Annotated in this window: 18 protein-coding genes and 1 pseudogene; 11 read left to right on the top strand and 8 right to left on the bottom strand. The window is 58.7% G+C overall.

Features of this window, described 5'->3' with window-relative positions; translation table 11 throughout:
- The first annotated feature begins 20 nt into the window (after window positions 1–20).
- Window positions 21–491, top strand: a complete 471-nt coding sequence (locus AB4P92_RS26110) for a DUF1810 domain-containing protein (protein ID WP_395598386.1) — start codon at window positions 21–23, stop codon at window positions 489–491.
- Here the strand turns inward: AB4P92_RS26110 and AB4P92_RS26105 are convergent.
- Window positions 456–2,816, bottom strand: coding sequence for a DNA polymerase II (locus AB4P92_RS26105; RefSeq protein WP_395598385.1), 2,361 nt, complete (start codon window positions 2,814–2,816; stop codon window positions 456–458). The genes AB4P92_RS26110 and AB4P92_RS26105 overlap by 36 nt on opposite strands.
- Window positions 2,817–2,998: 182 nt before the next feature.
- Between AB4P92_RS26105 and AB4P92_RS26100 the strand changes: the two genes are divergently transcribed.
- Complete coding sequence (locus AB4P92_RS26100) at window positions 2,999–5,716, top strand: RHS repeat-associated core domain-containing protein (protein ID WP_395598384.1); 2,718 nt, start codon at window positions 2,999–3,001, stop codon at window positions 5,714–5,716.
- Between the two features lie 47 nt (window positions 5,717–5,763).
- Here AB4P92_RS26100 and AB4P92_RS26095 read toward each other — a convergent pair whose 3' ends face one another.
- On the bottom strand, window positions 5,764–7,029 hold the full coding sequence (locus tag AB4P92_RS26095; RefSeq protein WP_395598383.1) for an NEL-type E3 ubiquitin ligase domain-containing protein: 1,266 nt from the start codon (window positions 7,027–7,029) through the stop codon (window positions 5,764–5,766).
- 129 nt (window positions 7,030–7,158) lie between these two features.
- On the opposite strand from AB4P92_RS26095, the gene AB4P92_RS26090 reads away from it, so the two are divergent.
- Both AB4P92_RS26090 and AB4P92_RS26085 read left to right on the top strand, forming a co-directional pair.
- Entirely contained in the window at window positions 7,159–7,458 is a 300-nt protein-coding gene (locus AB4P92_RS26090; RefSeq protein WP_200611922.1) for a hypothetical protein, read from the top strand.
- 5 nt (window positions 7,459–7,463) lie between these two features.
- A complete protein-coding gene (locus AB4P92_RS26085) occupies window positions 7,464–7,904 on the top strand; it encodes a CBS domain-containing protein (protein WP_042560061.1) in 441 nt (146 codons plus the stop codon).
- 69 nt (window positions 7,905–7,973) lie between these two features.
- Here the strand turns inward: AB4P92_RS26085 and AB4P92_RS26080 are convergent, their stop codons facing one another.
- Window positions 7,974–8,597 carry a glutathione S-transferase family protein gene (locus AB4P92_RS26080; RefSeq protein WP_042560062.1) on the bottom strand — a complete coding sequence of 208 codons (624 nt, stop codon included), beginning with the start codon at window positions 8,595–8,597 and terminating at the stop codon, window positions 7,974–7,976.
- A 235-nt stretch (window positions 8,598–8,832) separates the two neighbouring features.
- Here AB4P92_RS26080 and AB4P92_RS26075 point away from each other — a divergent pair, with 235 nt between their 5' ends.
- From AB4P92_RS26075 to AB4P92_RS26060, 4 genes are all read left to right on the top strand, one after another.
- A complete protein-coding gene (locus AB4P92_RS26075; protein ID WP_115147269.1) occupies window positions 8,833–9,354 on the top strand; it encodes a DUF3455 domain-containing protein in 522 nt (173 codons plus the stop codon).
- A gap of 155 nt (window positions 9,355–9,509) precedes the next feature.
- On the top strand, window positions 9,510–10,037 hold the full coding sequence (locus tag AB4P92_RS26070; protein WP_042560064.1) for a sigma-70 family RNA polymerase sigma factor: 528 nt from the start codon (window positions 9,510–9,512) through the stop codon (window positions 10,035–10,037).
- Complete coding sequence (locus AB4P92_RS26065) at window positions 10,034–10,726, top strand: anti-sigma factor domain-containing protein (protein WP_115147268.1); 693 nt, start codon at window positions 10,034–10,036, stop codon at window positions 10,724–10,726. Before AB4P92_RS26070 ends, AB4P92_RS26065 begins: the two co-directional genes overlap by 4 nt.
- Before the next feature lie 113 nt (window positions 10,727–10,839).
- The gene (locus tag AB4P92_RS26060) at window positions 10,840–11,358 is read left to right on the top strand and encodes a hypothetical protein (RefSeq protein ID WP_395598382.1); all 519 of its coding nucleotides are present in this window, start codon (window positions 10,840–10,842) and stop codon (window positions 11,356–11,358) included.
- A gap of 85 nt (window positions 11,359–11,443) precedes the next feature.
- Here the strand turns inward: AB4P92_RS26060 and AB4P92_RS26055 are convergent, their stop codons facing one another.
- Window positions 11,444–12,535, bottom strand: coding sequence for a DUF1615 domain-containing protein (locus tag AB4P92_RS26055; RefSeq protein WP_200611931.1), 1,092 nt, complete (start codon window positions 12,533–12,535; stop codon window positions 11,444–11,446).
- Between the two features lie 104 nt (window positions 12,536–12,639).
- On the opposite strand from AB4P92_RS26055, the pseudogene AB4P92_RS26050 reads away from it, so the two are divergent.
- Together AB4P92_RS26050 and AB4P92_RS26045 are read left to right on the top strand one after the other, a co-directional pair.
- Window positions 12,640–12,969: pseudogene (locus AB4P92_RS26050) on the top strand (TonB-dependent siderophore receptor); the annotation flags it as partial.
- A 213-nt stretch (window positions 12,970–13,182) separates the two neighbouring features.
- Window positions 13,183–14,718: an FAD-dependent monooxygenase gene (locus tag AB4P92_RS26045; RefSeq protein ID WP_395598381.1), complete on the top strand. Its 1,536-nt coding sequence runs from the start codon at window positions 13,183–13,185 to the stop codon at window positions 14,716–14,718.
- A 131-nt stretch (window positions 14,719–14,849) separates the two neighbouring features.
- Here the strand turns inward: AB4P92_RS26045 and hemB are convergent, their stop codons facing one another.
- Both hemB and AB4P92_RS26035 read right to left on the bottom strand, forming a co-directional pair.
- Window positions 14,850–15,824: a porphobilinogen synthase gene (hemB, locus tag AB4P92_RS26040; protein WP_261736093.1), complete on the bottom strand. Its 975-nt coding sequence runs from the start codon at window positions 15,822–15,824 to the stop codon at window positions 14,850–14,852.
- A gap of 245 nt (window positions 15,825–16,069) precedes the next feature.
- On the bottom strand, window positions 16,070–16,768 hold the full coding sequence (locus AB4P92_RS26035) for a glutathione S-transferase family protein (protein WP_042560071.1): 699 nt from the start codon (window positions 16,766–16,768) through the stop codon (window positions 16,070–16,072).
- A gap of 349 nt (window positions 16,769–17,117) precedes the next feature.
- On the opposite strand from AB4P92_RS26035, the gene AB4P92_RS26030 reads away from it, so the two are divergent.
- Window positions 17,118–17,792, top strand: coding sequence for a hypothetical protein (locus tag AB4P92_RS26030; RefSeq protein WP_042560072.1), 675 nt, complete (start codon window positions 17,118–17,120; stop codon window positions 17,790–17,792).
- 590 nt (window positions 17,793–18,382) lie between these two features.
- Here the strand turns inward: AB4P92_RS26030 and mnmH are convergent.
- Both mnmH and selD read right to left on the bottom strand, forming a co-directional pair.
- Complete coding sequence (mnmH, locus tag AB4P92_RS26025; RefSeq protein WP_042560073.1) at window positions 18,383–19,486, bottom strand: tRNA 2-selenouridine(34) synthase MnmH; 1,104 nt, start codon at window positions 19,484–19,486, stop codon at window positions 18,383–18,385.
- A complete protein-coding gene (gene selD / locus AB4P92_RS26020) occupies window positions 19,486–20,520 on the bottom strand; it encodes a selenide, water dikinase SelD (RefSeq protein ID WP_042560074.1) in 1,035 nt (344 codons plus the stop codon). Before selD ends, mnmH begins: the two co-directional genes overlap by 1 nt.
- Window positions 20,521–21,054 lie beyond the last annotated feature (534 nt).

Here is a 21,054-nt window from a genome sequence, read left to right as displayed (position 1 = left end):
ACGACTGGCCGAGGTTCCGTATGAGAAGCACTGATCATCACGACCCATTTGACCTGCAACGATTCGTCCAGGCGCAGGACCCGGTATTTGACCGGGTGCAGCGCGAACTCGAAGCGGGTCGCAAACGCAGCCACTGGATGTGGTTTGTCTTCCCGCAGTTCGCAGGGCTTGGCGGCAGTGAAATGTCCCGACGCTTCGCCATCGGGTCAGCCGCAGAAACCCAGGCCTACCTCGATCACCCATTGCTCGGCGCCCGACTGCGCACCTGCACGCAGCTCGTGCTGAATACCGAGCAGCGTTCGATTGCAGAGATTTTCGGGCATCCCGATGACTTGAAATTTCACTCCTCGATGACACTGTTCAGCCAGTTTACCGCTGGCGAAAGCCTGTTCAATCAGGCCCTCGAGCGCTACTTCCACGGCATCCCCGACGAATGGACGCTGCAACTGCTGGACTCAAAAGAGGCCCAGCTGCCCCCCGATCAGGGTTGAGAAATCATCGTCGACGAAGGGCAGGATCGCGTCCGCCACCGGTTGCAGCTGCCGGGTGATGTAGTGGTCGTAATCGATGGTTGAACGTCGCACTTCCAGCGGTTCCGGACCGGCCAGGGTGATGACGTAGCTGATCCAGCCGCCATTCTGGTACTGCCGTGGACGGCCGTGCTGCGAGTTGTATTCGTCGGCCAGCCGCGCGGCGCGCACATGGGGCGGTACGTTGCGCTCGTAATCATCGAGGGTGCGACGCAGACGCTTGCGGTAGACCAGCCGATCATCGAATTCCCCGGCGAGGGTTTTGCGCACGTATTCGCGCACGTAATCCTGATACGGCTTGCGCTGGAAGATTCGCTCATACAGCTCCTGCTGGAACTGCCGGGCCAGGAGCGACCAATCGGTGCGCACGGTTTCCAGGCCTTTATAGACCATCTCATCTGTGCCATCAGCGCGCGTTACCAGACCGGCATAACGCTTCTTGCTGCCCTCCTCTGCGCCGCGAATGGTCGGCATCAGGAAGCGTTTGTAGTGAATTTCAAACTGCAATTCGAGCGCACTTTCCAGCCCGTACTCTTCGCGCACATGCTCGCGCCACCAGTCGTTGACGTGCTTGACCAGCGTATGGCCGATCGTCGCCGCCTCCTCCTGACCATGGGCGCGACGCAGCCAGACGAAGGTCGAATCGGTGTCGCCGTAGATCACCGCATGCCCCTGCTCTTCGATCAGCTTGCGCGTGCGCAGCATGATTTCGTGTCCGCGCAGCGTGATCGATGAAGCCAGTCGCGTATCGAAGAAGCGGCAACCACTGGAGCCGAGCACGCCGTAGAAGGCATTCATGATGATTTTCAAGGCTTGCGACAGCGGCGCGTTGTGTTCGCGTTTGGCGGTCTCGCGACCCTCTGCCACCCGCGACACAATCGACGGCAGGCAATGCCGGGTGCGCGAAAACCGTGCGCCCCGAAAACCCGCGACTGAATCAACGTCGTCCGGGTGCTGCAAGCCTTCGATCAGCCCTACCGGATCAATCAGGAAAGTGCGGATGATCGACGGATAAAGACTCTTGTAGTCGAGCACCAGCACCGATTCGTAAAGGCCCGGTTGCGAGTCCATGACAAACCCGCCGGGGCTGGCCTGCGGCGGATTGGTCCCGAGGTTCGGCGCGACAAACCCTTGGCGGTGCATCAGCGGCATATACAGGTGCGTGAACGCCGCCACCGAGCCACCGCTGCGATCCGCCGGCAGGCCGGTAACGCTGGCGCGCTCAAGCAAAAATGTCAGCAGTTCAGTCTTGGCGAAGATCCGCGTGACCAGTTCACAGTCCTTGAGGTTGTACTTGGCCAGCGCCGGTTTGTCCTCGGCGAACATGCGGTTGATCTCGTCCATGCGCTGGTACGGATTGTCGATGGCCTTGCCTTCACCGAGCAGGGTCTGGGCGACGTTTTCCAGGCTGAACGAGGGAAAGCTCCACGTCGCCGAACGCAGGGATTCGATGCCATCGATGATCAACCGCCCCGCCGCCGAGGCGAAGTAATGATTGCGGCTGCCGTGCTCACGCCACTGCATCTCCTCACCGCCACGACCGATTTTCAGCGGTACGCCGAGGCGTCGCGCGTGTTCGTGAAGAATGCGTAAATCGAATTGCACAACGTTCCAGCCGATGATTGCGTCAGGGTCGTGCAGCGCGAACCAGTCGTTGAGCTTCTTAAGGATGACCGTGCGTGAATCGCAATATTCAAGGTCGAAGTCGACGATGCTGTCATCGCCATTCGCCGTGCCGAGCATATAGACCTGACGCTCGCCGCAGCCTTCCAGCGCAATGGAGTACAACTCGCCGTTTTCGGTGGTTTCAATGTCCAGCGAGACCAGCCGCAGCTTCGGCCGGTAGTTGGGGTCGGGCTTCAATTGGGCGTTGAGCAATATGCCGTTGGCATCGGGTGTGCCACTGAACAACACCGGGGCGGTGATGAAACGCTCCATCAGGTAACGCTCGGGCGGGCGGACATCGGCCTCGAAGACATCGACGCCGGCGCGGGTGAGCGCGGTTTCCAGGCGCATCAACTGGCCGTGTTGCTGGCAATACAGGCCCAGCACCGGACGATGTTCGAAATCCAGCAGGGCCAAAGGTCGCAGTTCGACGTTTTTTTCGTCGTGCAGCAGGCGTTCGGCCGCTTCACGCTGCTCGGCAGGTATAAACGCCACCGACGGCTGATGGGGCAAACGCACACGGCGCGGCCCGGCGTCGGTCGCCAGCCAGAACTCGACTTCGGTGCCGGCGGGGGTATCGCGCCAATGCCGGGTCAGGACGAAGCCCTGCTGTAAATCCACCACTGCAACCTCAGGAATTGAAACAGAGGGGCATTCTACGCGGCATTCGACCACTGGGTGGCGCGCAAAGCATGGCTGGCAACGGTGCGACACCTGTCAGAGTTGACAGGTTACACACTGTGCCAGAGTTGCTAGATTGACCTGTGCCTCCATGCGATGCCTTGCGTCGAAGGAAATGAGAAATGGATCTCTCCGTTCATCGCCGAACCCCGTCAGTCAGCGTGAACGACGGCCGGGGTCTTCCTGTTCGTCAGATCGCCTATTTGCGAAACGTGCCAGGGGCGGCCGCACAGTCGTTGATCACCCGGCAACGTCACGACGCCGCAGGCAGAGCAATAGAGCATTGGGATCCACGACTGTTCGCAACAGCGCCAAAAGCCAATTTGACGACCATTCATGACATGGCAGGCCAATCGCTGCAGCTCAACAGCGTCGATTCTGGCTGGAGCCTGAGTTTGCATGGTTTGGCTGGGGAAGTTGTCCGGCGTTGGGATGCCCGAGGGAATCGGTGGAGCAACCGCTACGACAATCGTTTGCGCTTGCAGGGCATCAAAGTGAACGACGGGCCTGAAATGGAGAGCATGCGCTATGGCGCCGCTGATGCAGATGCCGAGAAAAACCTGCGCGGCCAATTGCTACACAAAGTCGATGCCTCAGGCTCTCTGGATTACAGCTCGTTCAGCCTCAATGCCCTGCCTCTGGAGGAAACCCGCACGCTGCGTGATGCCGGTGTCTACACCACGCGTTGGCGCTACGGGGCCAACGGCGCAGCACTGAGCCAGACGGATGCAAGTGGCCATCAGCAATGCTCACGCTATGACGTCGGCGGACAACTCCAGCAGGTGACCCTCAAGATCAGCGGCGACGATGCTGTAAAAGACATCCTCAAACACGCCCGATACAACGCCGAAGGCGAGAAAATCGAACAAACCCTGGGCAACGGTGTGGTGTGCAATTGGGAATACGATGGCGCCAACGGTCGCTTGAATGGCATCAAGGCAGGTCTGCCCGGCGAGGCCTTGCGGCAAAATCTCGAATACAAATACGACAAGGTCGGCAATGTCATCAGTCTTCTGGATCGCACTGTTGACCCAGTGTTCTTTGCCAACCAGCTGATCGACGGCCAGCGCGACTTTAGCTATGACTCGCTCTATCGCCTGATCCGCGCTACCGGACATGACGCCCTCCCCCCGACCGGCATGCCTGGCCGTCCATTACCGAGCGATCCCAAAAACCGCCTCAATTACACCCAGACCTACGAATACGACACCGGTGATAACCTGGTCAAACTGGTTCACGCACGAGCAATCGGTGGCTACACCCAGCGCATGTTCATTGACCCGAACAGCAATCGTGGCGTGCGCTGGAAAGAAGGTGACTCACCGCCCGACTTCTCGACGCAGTTCGACGCTCATGGCAACCTGCAAGCCTTGCAACCCGGCCAGGGTTTGCAATGGAATGTCCTGGATGAACTGGCATCGGTCACGTTGATCGAACGCGAATCCGCGCTGCCCGACAAGGAAACCTATCGCTACAGCGGTGGCGCCCGAGTCTTCAAACACCAAGAGACTCAGGGCTCAACCAGGACGCACTTTCATCAGGTACGTTACCTGCCGGGCATCGAAATCCGCACTCGCGAAACGGGTGAAGAGTTGCACGTCATCACGTTGCCGAGCGTGATCGGCAACGTCCGCTGCCTGCATTGGCTCAGTGGCCGCCCAGGCGAAATCGTCAACGATCAACTGCGTTATTGCCTTGAAGACAGCCAGAGCTCCAGCCTGATCGAACTCGACCAGAACGCACGCCTGATCAGTCATGAACACTATTACCCGTTCGGGGGGACGGCCTCACTGACCGCCAATTCGGAGCTGGAAGTCAGCTACAAAACGGTTCGTTATTCGGCTAAGGAACTGGATGACAGCGGACTTTATTATTACGGGCGACGCTATTACGCACCGTGGTTGCAGCGCTGGATAAGCGCCGATCCGGCGGGGGCGGTGGATGGGTGGAATCTGTATGCGATGGTGGGGAATAACCCGGTGAGTTTTGTTGATGAGTTCGGGTTGAATGATAAGTTGAACGAAAGAGTCAGTAGTCGAACCATGAGTATGATAAATGCAGGAGACGAAGATATTGATATCAGACCAGCCAAGCAAAAGCAGCGATTAATTAATAATCCTGATAGGCGGTTCACCAAAAAATACAGGAATACTCAAGCCGTAGCCCATGCTGGAGCTCTGATACCTGGCACAAGTTCAGACCAAGACATTATCGTCACTGACTTTTTTAATATTTCGCTGGAAAGGGCGAATTTCACAAAAAAGAAACATGGCTTCCATATCACAAGACAGATTGACAACAATCTGGACTCAAGCGAACTCGCTTCACTTGGGGTTTTCCAGGTTGACGACTTGAACGAATTTAAAAGCTACATGGAAAAGCTCTATATCAATCGGCTGGAGGATAAGAATCTGGCTGTAAAAATCTACAACGGGGAATCGTCAGAGCCTCAAAGCCTCAAAGGAATGGAATATGAGGTACCTTCCCTCCATGAGGTAACACTTGATCGCATGAAGCGTCATATAGAAGCCAGCAATAACCGAATACCCATGAGTCGCGGGCTTCCAGGAGCTCATGCGGAAGTGCAGGCAGCCAACGCAGCTCTTTATATCCAACAACATCTTACGGGCTCGACCAACCCGGCAGAGATCTCGATAGTGACCCAGAAAATGCAGCAAACTAAGCACGCACAGGCATTTGAAGCGTGCTACAACTGCACCGGCCAGTTGGTCGCGACTTACGGTGACGCTATTGTTCCCTTCAACGTACTATCGGGAGCCACAAATCAGGACCACGAACTTTGGACAAATCAACAGAGGACTCTCTCCGGGTGGCTATAAGTTTCAGGAACTAAAAAAAGGCCTGTTTCGGAAAACAGGCCGTTTTTTTATGCAGCTATCGACTGCTTTGATAATAGGCCTCGCGTCAATGCTTTCAGCAAAGCCTTACGTTCCTCGTTTAATCCGACAAGTTCGCGCTCATAAACTTGCTGCGAAACGGTGCCTGCCGAATACCGATCAAGCAACGCCTCCGCCTTCGCGTCGTACACCTGCGCATTCTGCTTAAACGCCTGCGTATACCTCCCTTTCAGATATTTACGCCAGAACCGCTGTTCGATCATTCGGTTGATCAATCCGTCCCCCGCCTCAAGCGACAACACCGTTTGATAAGCCTCGTCGATCTGCGTCTCACTGACTTCAGCGATGCTGCGAAACAACATTCCCCGTGACTGCCACGGCAACTCGAGCCGATCAGCCAGACCGGTCTGAAATGCCAGATAGACTTCCACTTCATCAATGCTGCCCGTGAATTCACCGTCCTCATCAAGTGCAATAAAAGCTTCACCAGCCTCCAGGCGGGTCTGGATGTTGGCGCGGGCAACGTCGTTAACCATGTCCAGGCGAGACTTGCCCTTCGCCAATTGCACCAGACTGGACTCGACCTGCTCGGGGCTGCCGGCCAGCCAGGCTTCATGGATCAGAACCTTGATCCCCATCTCATTGAAAATCTGTGCCCCGGCGTCCGCGCAAGAGTCAGGATTACTGGCCATGCGGAACAACTCTTCACGCAGTTGCGTGTTCTGTGTCGCGGCATCCAGCATTCGCCACACCCGCTCGGTCAGCGCCGGACGCGCCTCCTCAGCGATGTAGTCTGCTGACTCCGCGACTTTCTCCAGCACTTCAAAAAAACCCTGGGAATCAGGCTCGTGCTCTAACTCATCCCACACTGTTTGCTTGCGCTGACGCGGCTCGCCCGTGACACCCTCCAGCCAATGCGCACTGGTCTGCTCGCCCTTCGGCGGATAACTGCGGGCGGGGTCGTAGCCCACTGAGCGCATACAGGCATGAAATTGTTCGCGGCCCTGATCGGACAGACGGTCACGACTCAAACGGGTGCGCGCTATCAATCGCGCCTGCTCCGAACCGGGTACTACCTGAGGAACCTGTTCGATTGGATTGCCTTGCAGATCCAGATCAAACGCCCTTGAACGCGGTGCCGTGAACAGGCCTGACGGCCATTCGGTAATCCCGGTGTCATGCAGATCGAGGATTTGCAGGTCTGCCATCGCACTGACATCCGGTGCCCGCGCCAGACGATCAAGGCGCGCAGCCTCGCAGCCTCGCAGCACGCACGTTCGCAGCGATGACGCCACGACCAAACTCTTCTTCCAGCAACACTTTGATGTCCTGCTCGCTCAACAGGGACAACAGCGTGGCGGACAGGTCTGCGACGATGGTGCAGTGCGGTGCTGTTCAATAGCCAGTCTGGAACATTCCCGGCAATGAAGCTGAACGTGGCATTGCCAGCCAGAGAATCCGGCAGCGATGGCACGATATTTTTGTTGCTCAAATTCAAGCCAGGCATCGAAATTTTCATCCATGAAATTCAGATGCCCGAGTCTATCCAAGACGCAGAAACGCCATCGCGCCCTTCTGTATCAAGACGTGCACACGCAATGAAGCGGCCACGTTTGGAAAAAAACGGCCAAATGACGTTTTTTGCGTGCTATCTGCCGCTTTGCCACCTTGCCCTGCGCGCCAGCGTCTACGATGCTTGGATAACAACGACAACACCTGAGTAACCGCCATGAAGACCGTCGCCCAACTGCTCAAGCTCAAAGATCAGAAAAACCAGGAAGTGCACCAGATCAAGCCAGATCACATGGTGCTTGAAGCGCTGATGAAGATGGCCGAGAAAAACGTCGGTGCCCTGCTGGTGGTGGAAGACGACAACGTGGTCGGCATCATCAGCGAGCGCGATTACGCGCGCAAACTGGTGCTGCATGGCCGCTCATCGGTGGGCACGCCGGTTCGCGACATCATGGTGGCGAACGTCATTACCGTTGATACTCACCAGACCGTCGACACCTGCCTGAGCATCATGTCGGACAAGCGCCTGCGCCACTTGCCAGTGGTGGAGAACGGCAAGTTGATTGGCTTGCTGTCGATTGGTGACCTGGTCAAGGAAGCGATTGCCGAACAAGCCGAGCTGATCAAACAACTGGAGCAGTACATTCGCGGGGAGTGATCTCCCGAAACACCACGATCCCCTGTAGGAGTGAGCCTGCTCACTCCTACTACTGGATTTACCGTGTGTTCACACGGGCCAATGCCGCGCAAACACCGGCGCCAGCACCGGATGTCGATCAATGCGCTGCAACCACGCATAAAATCCCGGCCGGGTCTGACGCAAATGCTCGCGGCTGCCCGCCCAGCGCGTCACCACTGCCGCCAGCACATCCAGCGCACCCGGTGTTTCGTCGTCCAGGTACAGCTCGGCGGAAAACTGGTCGGCAAACACTTCCCAGCTCCAGTGCAATCGCTGGCGAGCGCCGGCGATCAGGTTCTGTTGCGACGCTTCGTCGGGCATCACCAGCCAGCGCTCGGGGTAGTCGACGACGCCGATGGCCGCGTAGCAGTTGCTGACAATGTAGACCAGACCGCGAATGGCCTGATCGCGTTCGTCCGCCTTGGCCGGCAGCAAACCCGATTTGGGAAATGTCAGCCCCAGATGAATCAGAATCGCCGCGCTCTCGGTGAGCACGCTGCCATCGGGCAATTGCAGGGTCGGGATCTGCTTCAGGGGATTGAGCTTCGCCAGATCCTCGGCGGCTTCGGTACTGGCTTCGATATCAATGAAGCGAAAAGCGATCTGACACAACTCCAGCGCCGCTTCGATGGAGGCTGCGCCTGAGTTGCGATGTCCGTAGAGCTGATACATATCCCCTCCTCAATCCCCGACAGGCCTCTGATGTAGCACTATTTATAGCTGTTGTATCCGATTTGGCCCGATTTTCCCATGCACTCGTACCTGCAAATCAAACCTCGCAAGAAAGCGCTGGCGGTGATTAAAAAATATTTTTCAGTCACTGCATCCAAACCGCTCCGTCACGGGTAGTCCCTGTAACAGCCCTCCTCGGCTGTCAGCGGTTTACCTTTTTCGGAGAAAGACACTGATGAACACCACACAGCTGATCTGCTTCACCGGTTTGCTCGCCGTCACCTCGACGACCTTCGCCCAAAGCAACTATCCGGACGCCATCAAAGTTCCGGAAGGCCACAAGATCGCGTTGGAAACCACCGGGGTGGGCGAGATCACTTACGAATGCCGCGACAAGCCCAACGCTGCCGGACAGACCGAGTGGACCTTCGTCGGCCCGAAAGCGGTGCTCAATGATCGCAGCGGCAAGCAGGTCGGCACCTATTTCGGTCCGCCAGCCACCTGGCAGGCCAAGGACGGTTCGAAAGTCACCGGTACGCAATTGGCCGTGGCGCCGTCGACTCCGGGCAACCTGCCCTATCAACTGGTCAAGGCCAACCCTGCCGAAGGCAAAGGCGCAATGACGGGCGTCAGCTACATCCAGCGCGTCGCGCTCAAGGGTGGCGTGGCGCCAGGCAGTGCCTGCACGACGGATAACAAGGGCAAGCAGGAAGTGGTGAAGTATCAGGCGGATTACATTTTCTGGGCAGCGAACTGACATTACAGGCCTGACACAAAACCTGTGGAAGCGGGCGTGCCCGCGATAGCGGTGGATCAGTGAAGTAGAAATTGGCTGACACGACGCCATCGCGGGCAAGCCCGCTCCCACAAGGTTCTGTGTGCAGAAGTTAAATGTCAGCTAGATTGCACCACATGACCTTGCCTGAAACCGAATTCGATTATGAAGCCCGTCTCGCTGCCTGTGCCCGCGGCGAGCGTTCTGCCCTGCGCGATTTGTACGTGCAGGAAGGCCCGCGCCTGCTCGGTGTGGCCAAACGGCTGGTGCGCGACACGGCGCTGGCGGAGGACATTGTCCATGACGCATTTATCAAGATCTGGAACGGTGCTGCGGGGTTTGACGCTTCACGGGGTTCAGCGCGTGGCTGGATGTACAGCGTGACGCGGCATCTGGCGTTGAATCAACTGCGTGATCACCGTCGGGAAACGCCATTCGACGAAGACCACGAAGTGCTCGACGAGACCTTCAACGCGCAGGATCATTCGGCGCGCATCCATCGCTGCCTGGAACAACTCGACCCACAACGTCGGCGCTGCATCCTCCACGCCTACGTCGACGGCTATACCCACGCGCAAATTTCCACGCGCCTCGGCACGCCGCTCGGCACGGTCAAGGCCTGGATCAAACGCAGCCTCAACGCCTTGCGGGAGTGCATGGGATGACCACTGAATCGGCGCAGGAACGCGATGAACTGGCGGGAGAATACGTGCTCGGCACGCTCTCTGCCGAACAGCGAATCGAGGTGCAGAAACGTCTGCCACATGAGCCTGATCTGCGTGCGGCGGTGGATGCCTGGGAACGGCGCTTGCTGGAACTGACGGATTTCGCCTCGCCGCAACAACCGTCAGCGCTGCTGTGGCCGCGGATCAATCGCAGCATTGATCGACTCACGCAGCCAACACCCTCAACCTCATGGTGGAACCTGCTGCCGCTGTGGCGCGGTTTGAGCGCTGCCGGCCTGGCCGCCACATTGGTGTTGGGCGCGATGCTGCTGACCCAGGCCACACCGAAACCGAGTTATCTGGTGGTGCTGGTCGCGCCGCAGGACAAGGCTCCGGGCTGGGTGATCCAGGCGAGCAATTCGCGGGAAATCCAGCTGATTCCCTTGGGTGTGATGGAAGTGCCCGCGGACAAGGCGCTGGAGTTCTGGACCAAGGCTGACGGCTGGCAAGGCCCGGTATCGCTGGGGTTGGTCAAACCGGGGCAGGCGCTCTCGGTGCCTCTGGACAAGTTGCCGCCGCTGGAAGCGAATCAGCTGTTCGAGTTGACGCTTGAAGGGGCGAACGGTTCGCCAATCGGCAAGCCGACCGGGCCGATTCAGGCGATTGGCCGGGCAGTCAAAGTCCTCTGAATCAATCATCATTGCCGTCGATGTTCACCATCACGGCAATGAAGTTCTCTTAAAAAATCTCCGGCGTAACATCTGCTCCATACCAACCCAATAACACCCCGGAGCACACCATCATGAAACGCCAAACTCTTCTCAGCATCGCTTTCTCGGTTTTCGCAGTTAACGCTTTTGCCGCTACCCCGGCTCACACGATGATCGCTGCTGATGGCGCAGATCGTGTGCACCAGAGCACCATCGCCGCTGACGGCGCCGATCGCGTCAAAGGCAACGCCATCGCTGCTGACGGTGCTGATCGTGTCAAAGGCAACACCATCGCTGCTGACGGTGCTGATCGTGTCAAAGGCAACACCATCGCCGCTGACGGTGCTGATCGTGTCAAAGGCAACACCATCGCTGCTGACGGTGCTGATCGTGTCAAAGGCAACACCATCGCCGCTGACGGTTCGGATCGTGTCAAAGGCAACACCATCGCCGCTGACGGTGCTGATCGTGTCAAAGGCAACACCATCGCCGCTGACGGTGCTGATCGTGTCAAAGGCAACACCATTGCCGCTGATGGTTCGGATCGCCTGAATGGCAACCGTGTCGCTGAAGGTGGTGCAGATCGTCTGAACGAACTTCGTAACGCTTGAATGAATGGCGTTAATCGCAACAACCCAGAGAAACCCGGCTCCCGCAGCCGGGTTTTTTATGTCTGGTTTTTTATGTACGGGAAAGTTATCCGGCCTTGGCCATGCAGCGTTTGTAGCGCTCGTCCACACGTTTGGCGAACCACGCGGTGGTCAGTTTGCGGGTGATTTTCGGGCTCTGCAGGACGATCCCCGGCAGCACCGCCCTTGGCAGCGATTTGCCTTCGGCCTTTTCGGCCAGTGCAAAAACCTCTCGGTACAGCTTGGTCTCTTCAAATTCCAGGGTTTTGCCCTTCTCCAGTTGATCGCGAATGGTCGGATTGCGCATGCCCAATGACTTGCCAAGGGTACGCACCGCCAGCTCCGTGCCGCCGGGCATGATCGAGTCGTAGCGGATCAGGTCGCCATCCAGTGCCAGCGGGATACCCGATGCGCGGCTGACCGCATTCTGAAACGCCGCATTGCGGCTGGCGTACCAACCGGCGTTGAAGTCGGCGAAGCGATAGAGCGGCTCGCGGTAGCTCACGGGGTAGCCGAGCAAATGCGCGATGCCGAAATACATGCCGCCGCGACGGCTGAACACTTCGCGGCGGATCGTGCCGTCGACGGGGTACGGATAGTCCTTGGCGTGCTGCTCGGCAAATTCGATGCTGACCTGCATCGGCCCGCCGGTGTGCACCGGGTTGAAGCCGCCGAACAGCGTGCGGCCCATCGGCACCATGCCGATGAACTCGTCAAAAATGGCACTCAATTCCTTTTCACTGCGCGCCGCCTGCAAGCGTTCGCTGTAGGTTTTGCCATTGGAGGAGCGGACCTGCAAGGCGCCGCTGACCAGCAAGCCGGGGATGTGGACTTTGCCGGCACGACGGTCGATTTCGTCGCGGGCGATCTTGCCCAGGCCCGGCACTGTCGGATCGGCTTGAAAGGTTGATTCCTGCTCGGTAACGGCCAGCACCGAACACAGGTTTTGCGTGGTCGGGCTGATGTCCTGTGCAGCGAATGCCACGTAAATATCAGTCGCCCAGCCCTGGCGGTCAGCGATTTTCGCCGGCATCAGGCGCACGATCTCAGCCTTCACTTCGGCCGCAGGACGCGGGGCGGGCTCGCCATTGCGCTGGCTGGCGCAACCGGCCAGCACCAGCATTGCCGCGAGGGTGATCAGTAATCGAGGGGTGTGCATGTTGCTTCATCCAGTCCGTTGAGGCGGGTTCACCATACGTTCAATAGCCCAATCTGAACACTTTCCCCTATCGAGCTACGACGAATCGATCACCACGCCGGTCTACGGCATCGTGTTCAAACCGTGGGACCACGTGTCGTTCTACGCCAACCACATCGAAGGCCTCGCCCGGCGTGCAAGGCGTAGCGCTGAACGCGCGGATGCTGCGCACCGGCGGGCAATACGCCGACGCGGCCAACAACCTCAGCCTGCCGACCTAGAACCGCTTTGACGCGGGTGCGCGTTATGCCTTCAAGGTCTCGGAGAAAGACGTGACGGTGCGTCTGGGCGTGGAGAACCTGGCCAACAAGAAGTACTGGGAATCGGCGCAGGGTGGTTATCTGACGCAAGGTGAGCCGCGCGTGGCGAAGTTGTCGGGCACTATCGACTTCTAAGTAACGCCACGGCACGAGAAAGGCCTCGCAGCTTCACGGTTGCGGGGCCTTTTTGGGTTTTGTGGCGCTTGATAAGGCCACTTCGCGAGCAGGCTCGCTCCCACGGGGGACTGCATTCCAAAGTGGGAGCGAGCCTGTTCGCAAAGACGGCCGGGCCTGGCCACCCTCTCCTTCTGATCCATACTTGCTCCACAGCAAAAGGAGCACATACCCATGAACCGCAGCGACGTCCTGATCGTCGGCGCCGGCCCCACCGGGCTGGTGCTGGCCCTGTGGCTGAGCAAGTTCGGCGTGCAGGTGCGCATCATCGACAAGACAGCCGCACCCGGCACCACTTCCCGGGCGCTGGCGGTGCAGGCGCGGACGCTGGAGCTGTATCGGCAACTGGACCTGGCCGAGACCATCGTGCGCAACGGTCATCAGGTGGCGGCGGCAAACTTTTGGGTCAATGGCAAACCGGTCGCACAGTTGCCGCTAAACCGTATCGGCGAAGGCCTGACGCCCTACTCGTTCGTCGAAATATTCCCGCAGGACCAACATGAACAGCTGTTGATCGAGCGTCTCGAAGACTATGGCGTGCGCGTCGAGCGCGAAACCACGCTGGAAAATTTCGAGGAAACCAGCGACGGCGTCACCGCCCATTTGCGCCTGCCCGATGGCGAGCAGGAAATCTGCCAGGCCTGCTATCTGGCAGGTGCAGACGGGGCGCGGTCGGTGGTGCGCAAAAACCTCGACGCCGGTTTTCCCGGTGGCACTTATCAGCAGATTTTCTATGTGGCGGATGTCCAGGCCAGCGGCCCGGCGCTCAACGGCGAGTTGCATCTGGATCTGGACGAAGCCGACTTTCTCGCGGTGTTTCCACTGGCCGGCAAAGGCCGCGCGCGATTGATCGGCACCGTGCGTGACGAACGTGCGGAGCGTGCCGAAACGCTGGAGTTTTCTGATGTCAGCAGCCGCGTCATCGAACACCTGAAAGTGCACATCGAGGACGTCCACTGGTTTTCCACCTACCGCGTGCACCACCGCGTGGCCGAGCATTTTCGCGGCGGGCGGGCGTTTCTGCTCGGCGACGCGGCCCATGTGCACAGCCCGGCGGGCGGTCAGGGCATGAACACCGGCATCGGCGATGCGATCAATCTGGCGTGGAAACTCGCTGCAGTCCTCAGTGGCGGTGCCGAGGCGAAACTGCTCGACAGTTACGAAATTGAACGCATCGCCTTCGCCCGGCGACTGGTCTCCACCACCGACAAAGTGTTCAGTTTCGTCACGGCCGAGGGGCGCATGGCCGATCTGTTGCGCACGCGGCTGGCACCGTTTCTGATTCCCAGGATGGCGTCGTTCGAGGCGAGTCGCGAATTCCTTTTTCGCACGGTCTCACAAGTCACCCTCAACTATCGTGGCATGCCGCTGAGTCAAGGCACGGCTGGCCACGTCCACGGTGGTGATCGCTTGCCGTGGGCGCATGACGGCGAGGGAGATAATTACGAACCGCTGCGCCAGCCGTGCTGGCAGGTGCATGTGTATGGCGACACCAGCGACGAAATGCTCGCCTGGTGCCTTGAACATCATTTGCCGCTGCACGTGTTCGACTGGCGACCGGCGTTTGAAACGGCAGGATTGGCGCGCAACGGTTTTTACCTGTTGCGCCCGGACACCTACGTGGCGATTGCCGATAGCAGCGCCGATCCGAAGGTGATCGAACGCTACTTCCGCGACCAAGGAATCCGGCCATTTTTTGCTTGTTCCTGAGACGCACGAACACCACAGAAACCTGTGGGAGCTGGCTTGCCAGCGATGGAGGTCAGCACAGCCAAAACCAGCCCCGACTGAACCACCGCTATCGCTGGCAAGCCAGCTCCCACCTTTTTTTGCCGTGTGGCTTAGATCCCAGCCAGCGCCAGATCCATCGCAAAGTACGTGAAGATCAGATCCGCCCCCGCACGCTTGATCGCGCCCAGGCTCTCGCGCACCACGCGATCCTCATCAATCGCTCCGGCCTGCGCGCCGAACTTGATCATCGCGTACTCGCCGCTGACCTGATACGCCGCCAGCGGCAGGTTCGAGGCCTCGCGGATGTCGCGGATGATGTCCAGGTACGCACCGGCTGGTTTGACCATCAGCGCATCGGCGCCTTCCTGCTCGTCGAGCAACGATTCGCGCAGAGCCTCGCGGCGGTTCATCGGGTTCATCTGATAGCTTTTGCGGTCGCCTTTCAACGCGCTGCCGCCGGCCTCGCGGAACGGGCCGTACAGCGCCGAGGCGAATTTGGTCGAATAGGCCATGATCGGAATCTGGGTGAACCCGGCCGCGTCCAGTGCCTGGCGAATCGCCCGCACCTGACCGTCCATCGCCGCCGACGGCGCAATCACATCAGCACCGGCACGGGCAGCGGCAACGGCCTGCTTGCCGAGGTTGATCAGCGTCTGATCGTTGTCGACTTCATGGTTGTGCATCACGCCGCAGTGGCCGTGATCGGTGTATTCGCAGAAGCAGGTGTCGGACATCACGATCATTTCCGGCACGGCGTCCTTGGCGATGCGCGACATGCGCGAGACCAGGCCCTCTTCGCGCCAGGTGTCGCTGCCGTTGCTGTCCAGATGATGGGACACGCCGAAGGTCATCACCGACTTGATGCCGGCGCGGGCATAGCGCTCGATTTCGCTGGCCAGTTTGCGCTCGGGAATACGCATCACACCGGGCATGCTCTTGATCGGCACGAATTCATCGATCTCTTCCTCGACGAAAATAGGCAGCACCAGATCATTCAGGCTGAACTCGGTTTCCTGGAACAGACTGCGCAGGCTCGCATTGCGGCGCAGACGGCGGGGACGTGCTTCGGGGAACTGACTGGACATGGGGCTTTCCTGAAAACGGAAGATGAGACGAAAGTCGTAGGGGGCGAAGCTTATGCCTTGCAGGCGTTGGCGTACAAACCTGGATCAATCAAGACAGCATTACTGTGTGCGTAATAATCTTTCAGGCACACCCTGAAACTCTGTGGGAGCTGGCTTGCCAGCGATGACGGCGGCAGGGTCGACATGAATGTTGCCATTTCCACCGCTATCGCTGGCAAGCCAGCTCCCACAAGGTTGTGTGTCAATCAGGAAGGGATCGTTAAACCACGGATTACCGCAGGCCGTGCCAGAAAACGCTCCAGCACCCGGGTGACATTCGGGAAGTTGCTGATGCCCACCAAGTCACCGGCCTCATAAAACCCGATCAAATTGCGCACCCACGGAAACGTCGCGATATCGGCAATGGTGTAACGCTCGCCCATGATCCAGTCGCGACCTTCCAGTCGACCGTCTAGCACCTTGAGCAGACGTTTGCTCTCTTCGACGTAACGATCACGCGGGCGCTTGTCCTCGTAATCCTTGCCGGCGAATTTGTTGAAGAAACCGAGCTGGCCAAACATCGGACCGATACCGCCCATCTGGAACATCAGCCACTGCAGGGTTTCATAGCGCAAGGTGCCCTCCTGCGCGAGCAACTGGCCGCTCTTGTCGGCGAGGTAAATCAGGATCGCGCCAGACTCGAACAACGGCAGCGGCTGATCTTCGGGGCCGTGGGGATCAAGAATCGCCGGGATCTTGTTGTTCGGGTTCAGCGAGAGGAACTCCGGGGACAACTGATCATTGGTATCGAAACCCACGCGGTGCGGCTCGTAAGGCAGACCGATCTCTTCAAGCATGATCGACACTTTGACGCCGTTGGGTGTCGGCAAGGAATAGAGCTGAATCCAGTCAGGGTACTGCGCCGGCCATTTCTGGGTGATCGGGAACGCGGACAGATCGGTCATGGGAAGCATCCAGTCACAAATTAAAGCCCGATCATAATGTAGGAGCTGCCGCAGGCTGCGATCTTTTGAGCTTGAGCGTTTCACCAGGATCAAAAGATCGCAGCCTTCGGCAACGCCTACAGGAACCGTAACATTCAGTGATTATTCTCTGCCTCTGCCAATGCCGTGAGTGCTTGCCATTAGAGTGCCGCGCACGCTTGCGAATCGAACCAAAGGGCCTCAGGGGACTCTGAGCTATGCCCTTGTTGCAGAGGTAGCGCTTCATGACATGGAAAACACCCGGTGCTGGGAGCCTGCGGTGTAAAGGTTTGTCAGCCTTAACCGAACACGCTGAAGACCTTTTTATTTCATGTCGAATTTGATGAGTTTCGCCAAACGCTTCAAACATCGCGCCTACGTTGCCCTGCCCTCCCTGTTGGCGGTCAGCGCGTTGTTTCTGTCGCTTGAATCCAGCGAAAGCCGTGCACAACCGGTGGACGGCACCCAGACCCTGGTGTTCCTGCGCCACGCCGAAAAGCCTGAAGGTGGCCTCGGCCAGCTCAATTGCCAGGGCTTGAACCGAGCCATTGACCTGTCGACGTTGCTGCCGGAGAAATTCGGCGCTGCCGACTACGTGTTCGCCGCCAATCCGACGCGCAACGTCGAGGAAGGCGAGCTGGACAATTCCTACAGCTATATTCGCCCGCTGATGACCATCAGCCCCGCCGCCATCAAGCTCGGCCTGCCAGTGAACATCGAATTTTCGGCCAATGACACCAGCGATCTGGCGCGCGAACTGCTGGAGGACAAGTATCACAACTCCACCATCTACACCGCGTGGTCCCACGGCTATTTGCCGGAACTGATCAACAAGGTGGCCGGTAATGCCGTCGGCGAAAAACAGTCCATCACCGAGGACTGGGCGGGCAGCGACTTCGATTCGCTGTACGTGCTGACCCTGACGTGGCACAACGGCAAGGCCAGTTTGCAGAGCCACAGCTACAAGCAAGGGCTGGATAACGGCAAGGCCACCTGCCCGACTTAAGTCTTCGGGTGTCTATTCGGGCCTCATCGCTGGCAAGCCAGCTCCCACAGGTTTTGAATGCACAAGCAATGCTGTGGAAGGCTGGATGATGGCTGGGACACTTGCCTGACTTGAGTCTTCTACTGTCAGTGATGGCCTCATCGCTGGCAAGCCAGCTCCCACAGGTTTTGAATGCACAACGAAGGCTGTGGAAGGCTGGATGATGGCTGGGACACTTGTCTGACTTGAGTCTTTTACTGTCAGTGATGGCCTCATCGCTGGCAAGCCAGCTCCCACAGGTTTTGAATGCACAACGAAGGCTGTGGAAGGCTGGATGATGGCTGGGACACTTGCCTGACTTGAGTCTTCTACTGTCAGTGATGGCCTCATCGCTGGCGAGCCAGCTCCCACAGGTTTTGAATGCACAACGAATGCTGTGGAAGGCTGGATGATGGCTGGGACACTTGCCTGACTTGAGTCTTCTAATGTCAGTGATGGCCTCATCGCTGGCGAGCCGGACTCCCGCAGGTTTGGAGTGATGCGCATATTTGCGGTGCCCCCACGACACTGTGGGAGCTGGCTTGCCAGCGATGAGGCCGGCAAACACGCCATCAGACTTTCTGATTCACCCGCTCGCGCAGATACTCGATAACCGCCTCACGCTCCCCGGCAAACTCGATACGCCCACCCTTCTTCTCGCGCTGAAACACATACATCGGATCGTAATACTCACGCAGCAACCCCTCGATCCAGCCGCGATGCAGATCCACCGCACCACTGCGGGCCTGCTCTGACAGCGCCGCTTCCATCAAATCGAACAGCCGCCGATGGCGCTCGCCACCCAGGCGTTTCTGTACGTTGTTCAGGCTCTCCAGCAGCCGCTCTGCGAACAGCGCAAAACCTTCCTCGCCATGCACCGATGCAAACTCGGCAGACAGATCGACCACGTAATCACGCAGAATCCGCTCCACGCGATCCTCGAAACTGTCTTCCAGCCAGACCATCGGGTACTGCTGCATGCCCTGATACATCGCCAGCGGCAAGGCGCAACTGCCGACCACCCGACTCTCGTCCTCCAGCACAAACTGCTCGATACCGGCATCACGCTTCTTGAGGATGTCGATCGCCAGACGATTTTCGAAATCGATGTTCGACGGCTGCGCGGTGGCGCGTTTACCGAAACTGGAGCCGCGGTGATTGGCGTGCCCTTCCAGATCCAGGCCATTACGCAATTGCACCAGCACTTCAGTCTTGCCGGTGCCAGTCATGCCGCCCAGCAAGACGAAATCACACTGCGCGATGGCTTGTTCAGTGGTGTCGATAAGGAAGCTGCGCATCGCCTTGTAACCGCCGCCAACGCGCGGATAGTCAATGCCGGCTTCGTCACGCAGCCATTGTTGGGTGATCTGCGAACGCAACCCGCCGCGGAAGCAATAGAGGTAACCGTCGGGATGGGCCCGGGCGAAATCCGCCCAGGCCTGAATGCGCTCGGCCTTCACCGCACCGGACACCATTTGATGGCCCAACTCGATGGCGGCCTGCTGGCCGTGCTGCTTGTAGCAGGTGCCGATTTTCTGCCGCTCGATGTCATTCATCAGCGGCAGATTGATCACGCCAGGGAACGCGCCTTTGTGAAACTCGACCGGCGCGCGGGCGTCCATCAGCGGCCGATCGTTGAGGAAAATATCGCGGTAATCGGTGCAGTCGCGGAGCATCAAATCACCTCGACTGCGTTCGTCTGTCGCTCGACCAGTTCGCCAATTGGCGCCAGGTTCAAGCCCAGTTCGGCGGCAACGGCGAGGAACTCGTCATTGCCTTCAGGCGTAACCGCGATCAACAGACCGCCGCTGGTTTGCGGGTCGCAGAGCACACGTTTGTGCAGCTCCTGCACGCGGCCAACCTTGCTCGAATAACTGTCGAAGTTGCGCAACGTACCGCCGGGCACACAGCCCTGTTCGAGGTAATACTCGACGCTGTCCAGACGCGGCACACGGTCGTAGGCGATGCGCGCCGTGAGCTGGCTGCCGTCGGCCATTTCCACCAGATGCCCGAGCAGGCCGAAACCGGTGACGTCGGTCATCGCCGTAACGCCAGCGAGTTTGCCGAAGCGGCTGCCGGGTTTGTTCAAAGTGCACATCCAGTCGCGAGCGACGCCGACGTCGGCAGGACGCAACTTGCCTTTCTTTTCGGCCGTGGTGAGGATGCCGATGCCCAGCGGTTTGGTCAGGTACAGCAGGCAACCGGCAGTGGCGGTGTCGTTGCGTTTCATGTGGCGTTTTTCCACCAGACCGGTCACCGCGAGACCGAAAATCGGCTCTGGCGCATCAATCGAATGCCCGCCCGCCAATGGAATGCCTGCGGCATCGCACACCGCACGGCCGCCGCGGATCACTTCCCGCGCCACTTCCGGCGCCAGCACATTCACCGGCCAGCCGAGGATCGCAATCGCCATCAACGGATCACCGCCCATCGCATAGATATCGCTGATCGCGTTGGTCGCGGCGATACGGCCGAAGTCGAACGGATCATCGACGATGGGCATGAAGAAGTCCGTGGTCGAGACAACACCGCGCTCGGCATCAATCTCATAGACCGCCGCGTCATCACGCGAGGCGTTGCCGACCCACAGTTTCGGGTCAAGGTTCTGCGCGCCGCTGCCGGCCAGAATCACCTCCAGCACCTGCGGGGAAATCTTGCAGCCGCAACCGGCACCGTGACTGTATTGGGTGAGGCGAATCGGCTCGCTCATGGGAAAGAGTCTCTGGCAGGGAATGGGGCGGATTCTAGCAGAGCGCGGCTGACAATTTTTCTGCTGACTGTCAGGGCGCCTTCGCGAGCAAGCTCGCTCCCACCTCAGATCGCTCAGACCCACTGTGGGAGCGAGCCTGCTCGCGAAGGCTATTGAGCAGTCAATGAGCACTTCATTGCAAAGCGCAGAAAGTGTCCTGATGAAAAATCATCCGCCACTGCTCGACAGTTCCTACACCGATTTCACTGGTTACATGTTTGGGCTACGACGGGTTGCGTCTTTGCCTACAACAACGCCAGAATCGCCCGGCTTGTGTGCATGGTGGGTGGCCTCTATCGTTTGCCCGTCGCTGAAAATATCTCAGCGAACGGGCTTGGCGGCTCGGATTCCCTGTTCATACGAGCAACCCTGAATGAGTGGCGATGCTTTCTTGTCCTCACACATCTGTCATGGCGGGTTGCACAAGGATTCCCTCGGGAATGCCGGTTTTTCGTGTGAGCCGGTCCGCCAATCTTGTGTAGTCCGCCACCCAAT

Source organism: Pseudomonas sp. A0308, from assembly GCF_044218815.1.
Lineage (GTDB): Bacteria > Pseudomonadota > Gammaproteobacteria > Pseudomonadales > Pseudomonadaceae > Aquipseudomonas > Aquipseudomonas iridis.
The sequence above is the reverse complement of the archived record's forward strand: the minus strand, read 5'-3'. Positions and strand labels throughout refer to the sequence as shown.

Coding starts and splice junctions, on each gene's coding strand:
- hemB (WP_261736093.1), bottom strand. CDS start 15,824: ATGTCCAGTCAGTTCCCCGAAGCACGTCCCCGCCGTCTGCGCCGCAAT.
- AB4P92_RS26065 (WP_115147268.1), top strand. CDS start 10,034: ATGACCACTGAATCGGCGCAGGAACGCGATGAACTGGCGGGAGAATAC.
- AB4P92_RS26045 (WP_395598381.1), top strand. CDS start 13,183: ATGAACCGCAGCGACGTCCTGATCGTCGGCGCCGGCCCCACCGGGCTG.
- AB4P92_RS26085 (WP_042560061.1), top strand. CDS start 7,464: ATGAAGACCGTCGCCCAACTGCTCAAGCTCAAAGATCAGAAAAACCAG.
- AB4P92_RS26075 (WP_115147269.1), top strand. CDS start 8,833: ATGAACACCACACAGCTGATCTGCTTCACCGGTTTGCTCGCCGTCACC.
- AB4P92_RS26090 (WP_200611922.1), top strand. CDS start 7,159: ATGAAGCTGAACGTGGCATTGCCAGCCAGAGAATCCGGCAGCGATGGC.
- mnmH (WP_042560073.1), bottom strand. CDS start 19,486: ATGCTCCGCGACTGCACCGATTACCGCGATATTTTCCTCAACGATCGG.
- AB4P92_RS26030 (WP_042560072.1), top strand. CDS start 17,118: ATGTCGAATTTGATGAGTTTCGCCAAACGCTTCAAACATCGCGCCTAC.
- AB4P92_RS26070 (WP_042560064.1), top strand. CDS start 9,510: ATGACCTTGCCTGAAACCGAATTCGATTATGAAGCCCGTCTCGCTGCC.
- AB4P92_RS26100 (WP_395598384.1), top strand. CDS start 2,999: ATGGATCTCTCCGTTCATCGCCGAACCCCGTCAGTCAGCGTGAACGAC.
- selD (WP_042560074.1), bottom strand. CDS start 20,520: ATGAGCGAGCCGATTCGCCTCACCCAATACAGTCACGGTGCCGGTTGC.
- AB4P92_RS26080 (WP_042560062.1), bottom strand. CDS start 8,597: ATGTATCAGCTCTACGGACATCGCAACTCAGGCGCAGCCTCCATCGAA.
- AB4P92_RS26035 (WP_042560071.1), bottom strand. CDS start 16,768: ATGACCGATCTGTCCGCGTTCCCGATCACCCAGAAATGGCCGGCGCAG.
- AB4P92_RS26060 (WP_395598382.1), top strand. CDS start 10,840: ATGAAACGCCAAACTCTTCTCAGCATCGCTTTCTCGGTTTTCGCAGTT.
- AB4P92_RS26055 (WP_200611931.1), bottom strand. CDS start 12,535: ATGCACACCCCTCGATTACTGATCACCCTCGCGGCAATGCTGGTGCTG.
- AB4P92_RS26110 (WP_395598386.1), top strand. CDS start 21: ATGAGAAGCACTGATCATCACGACCCATTTGACCTGCAACGATTCGTC.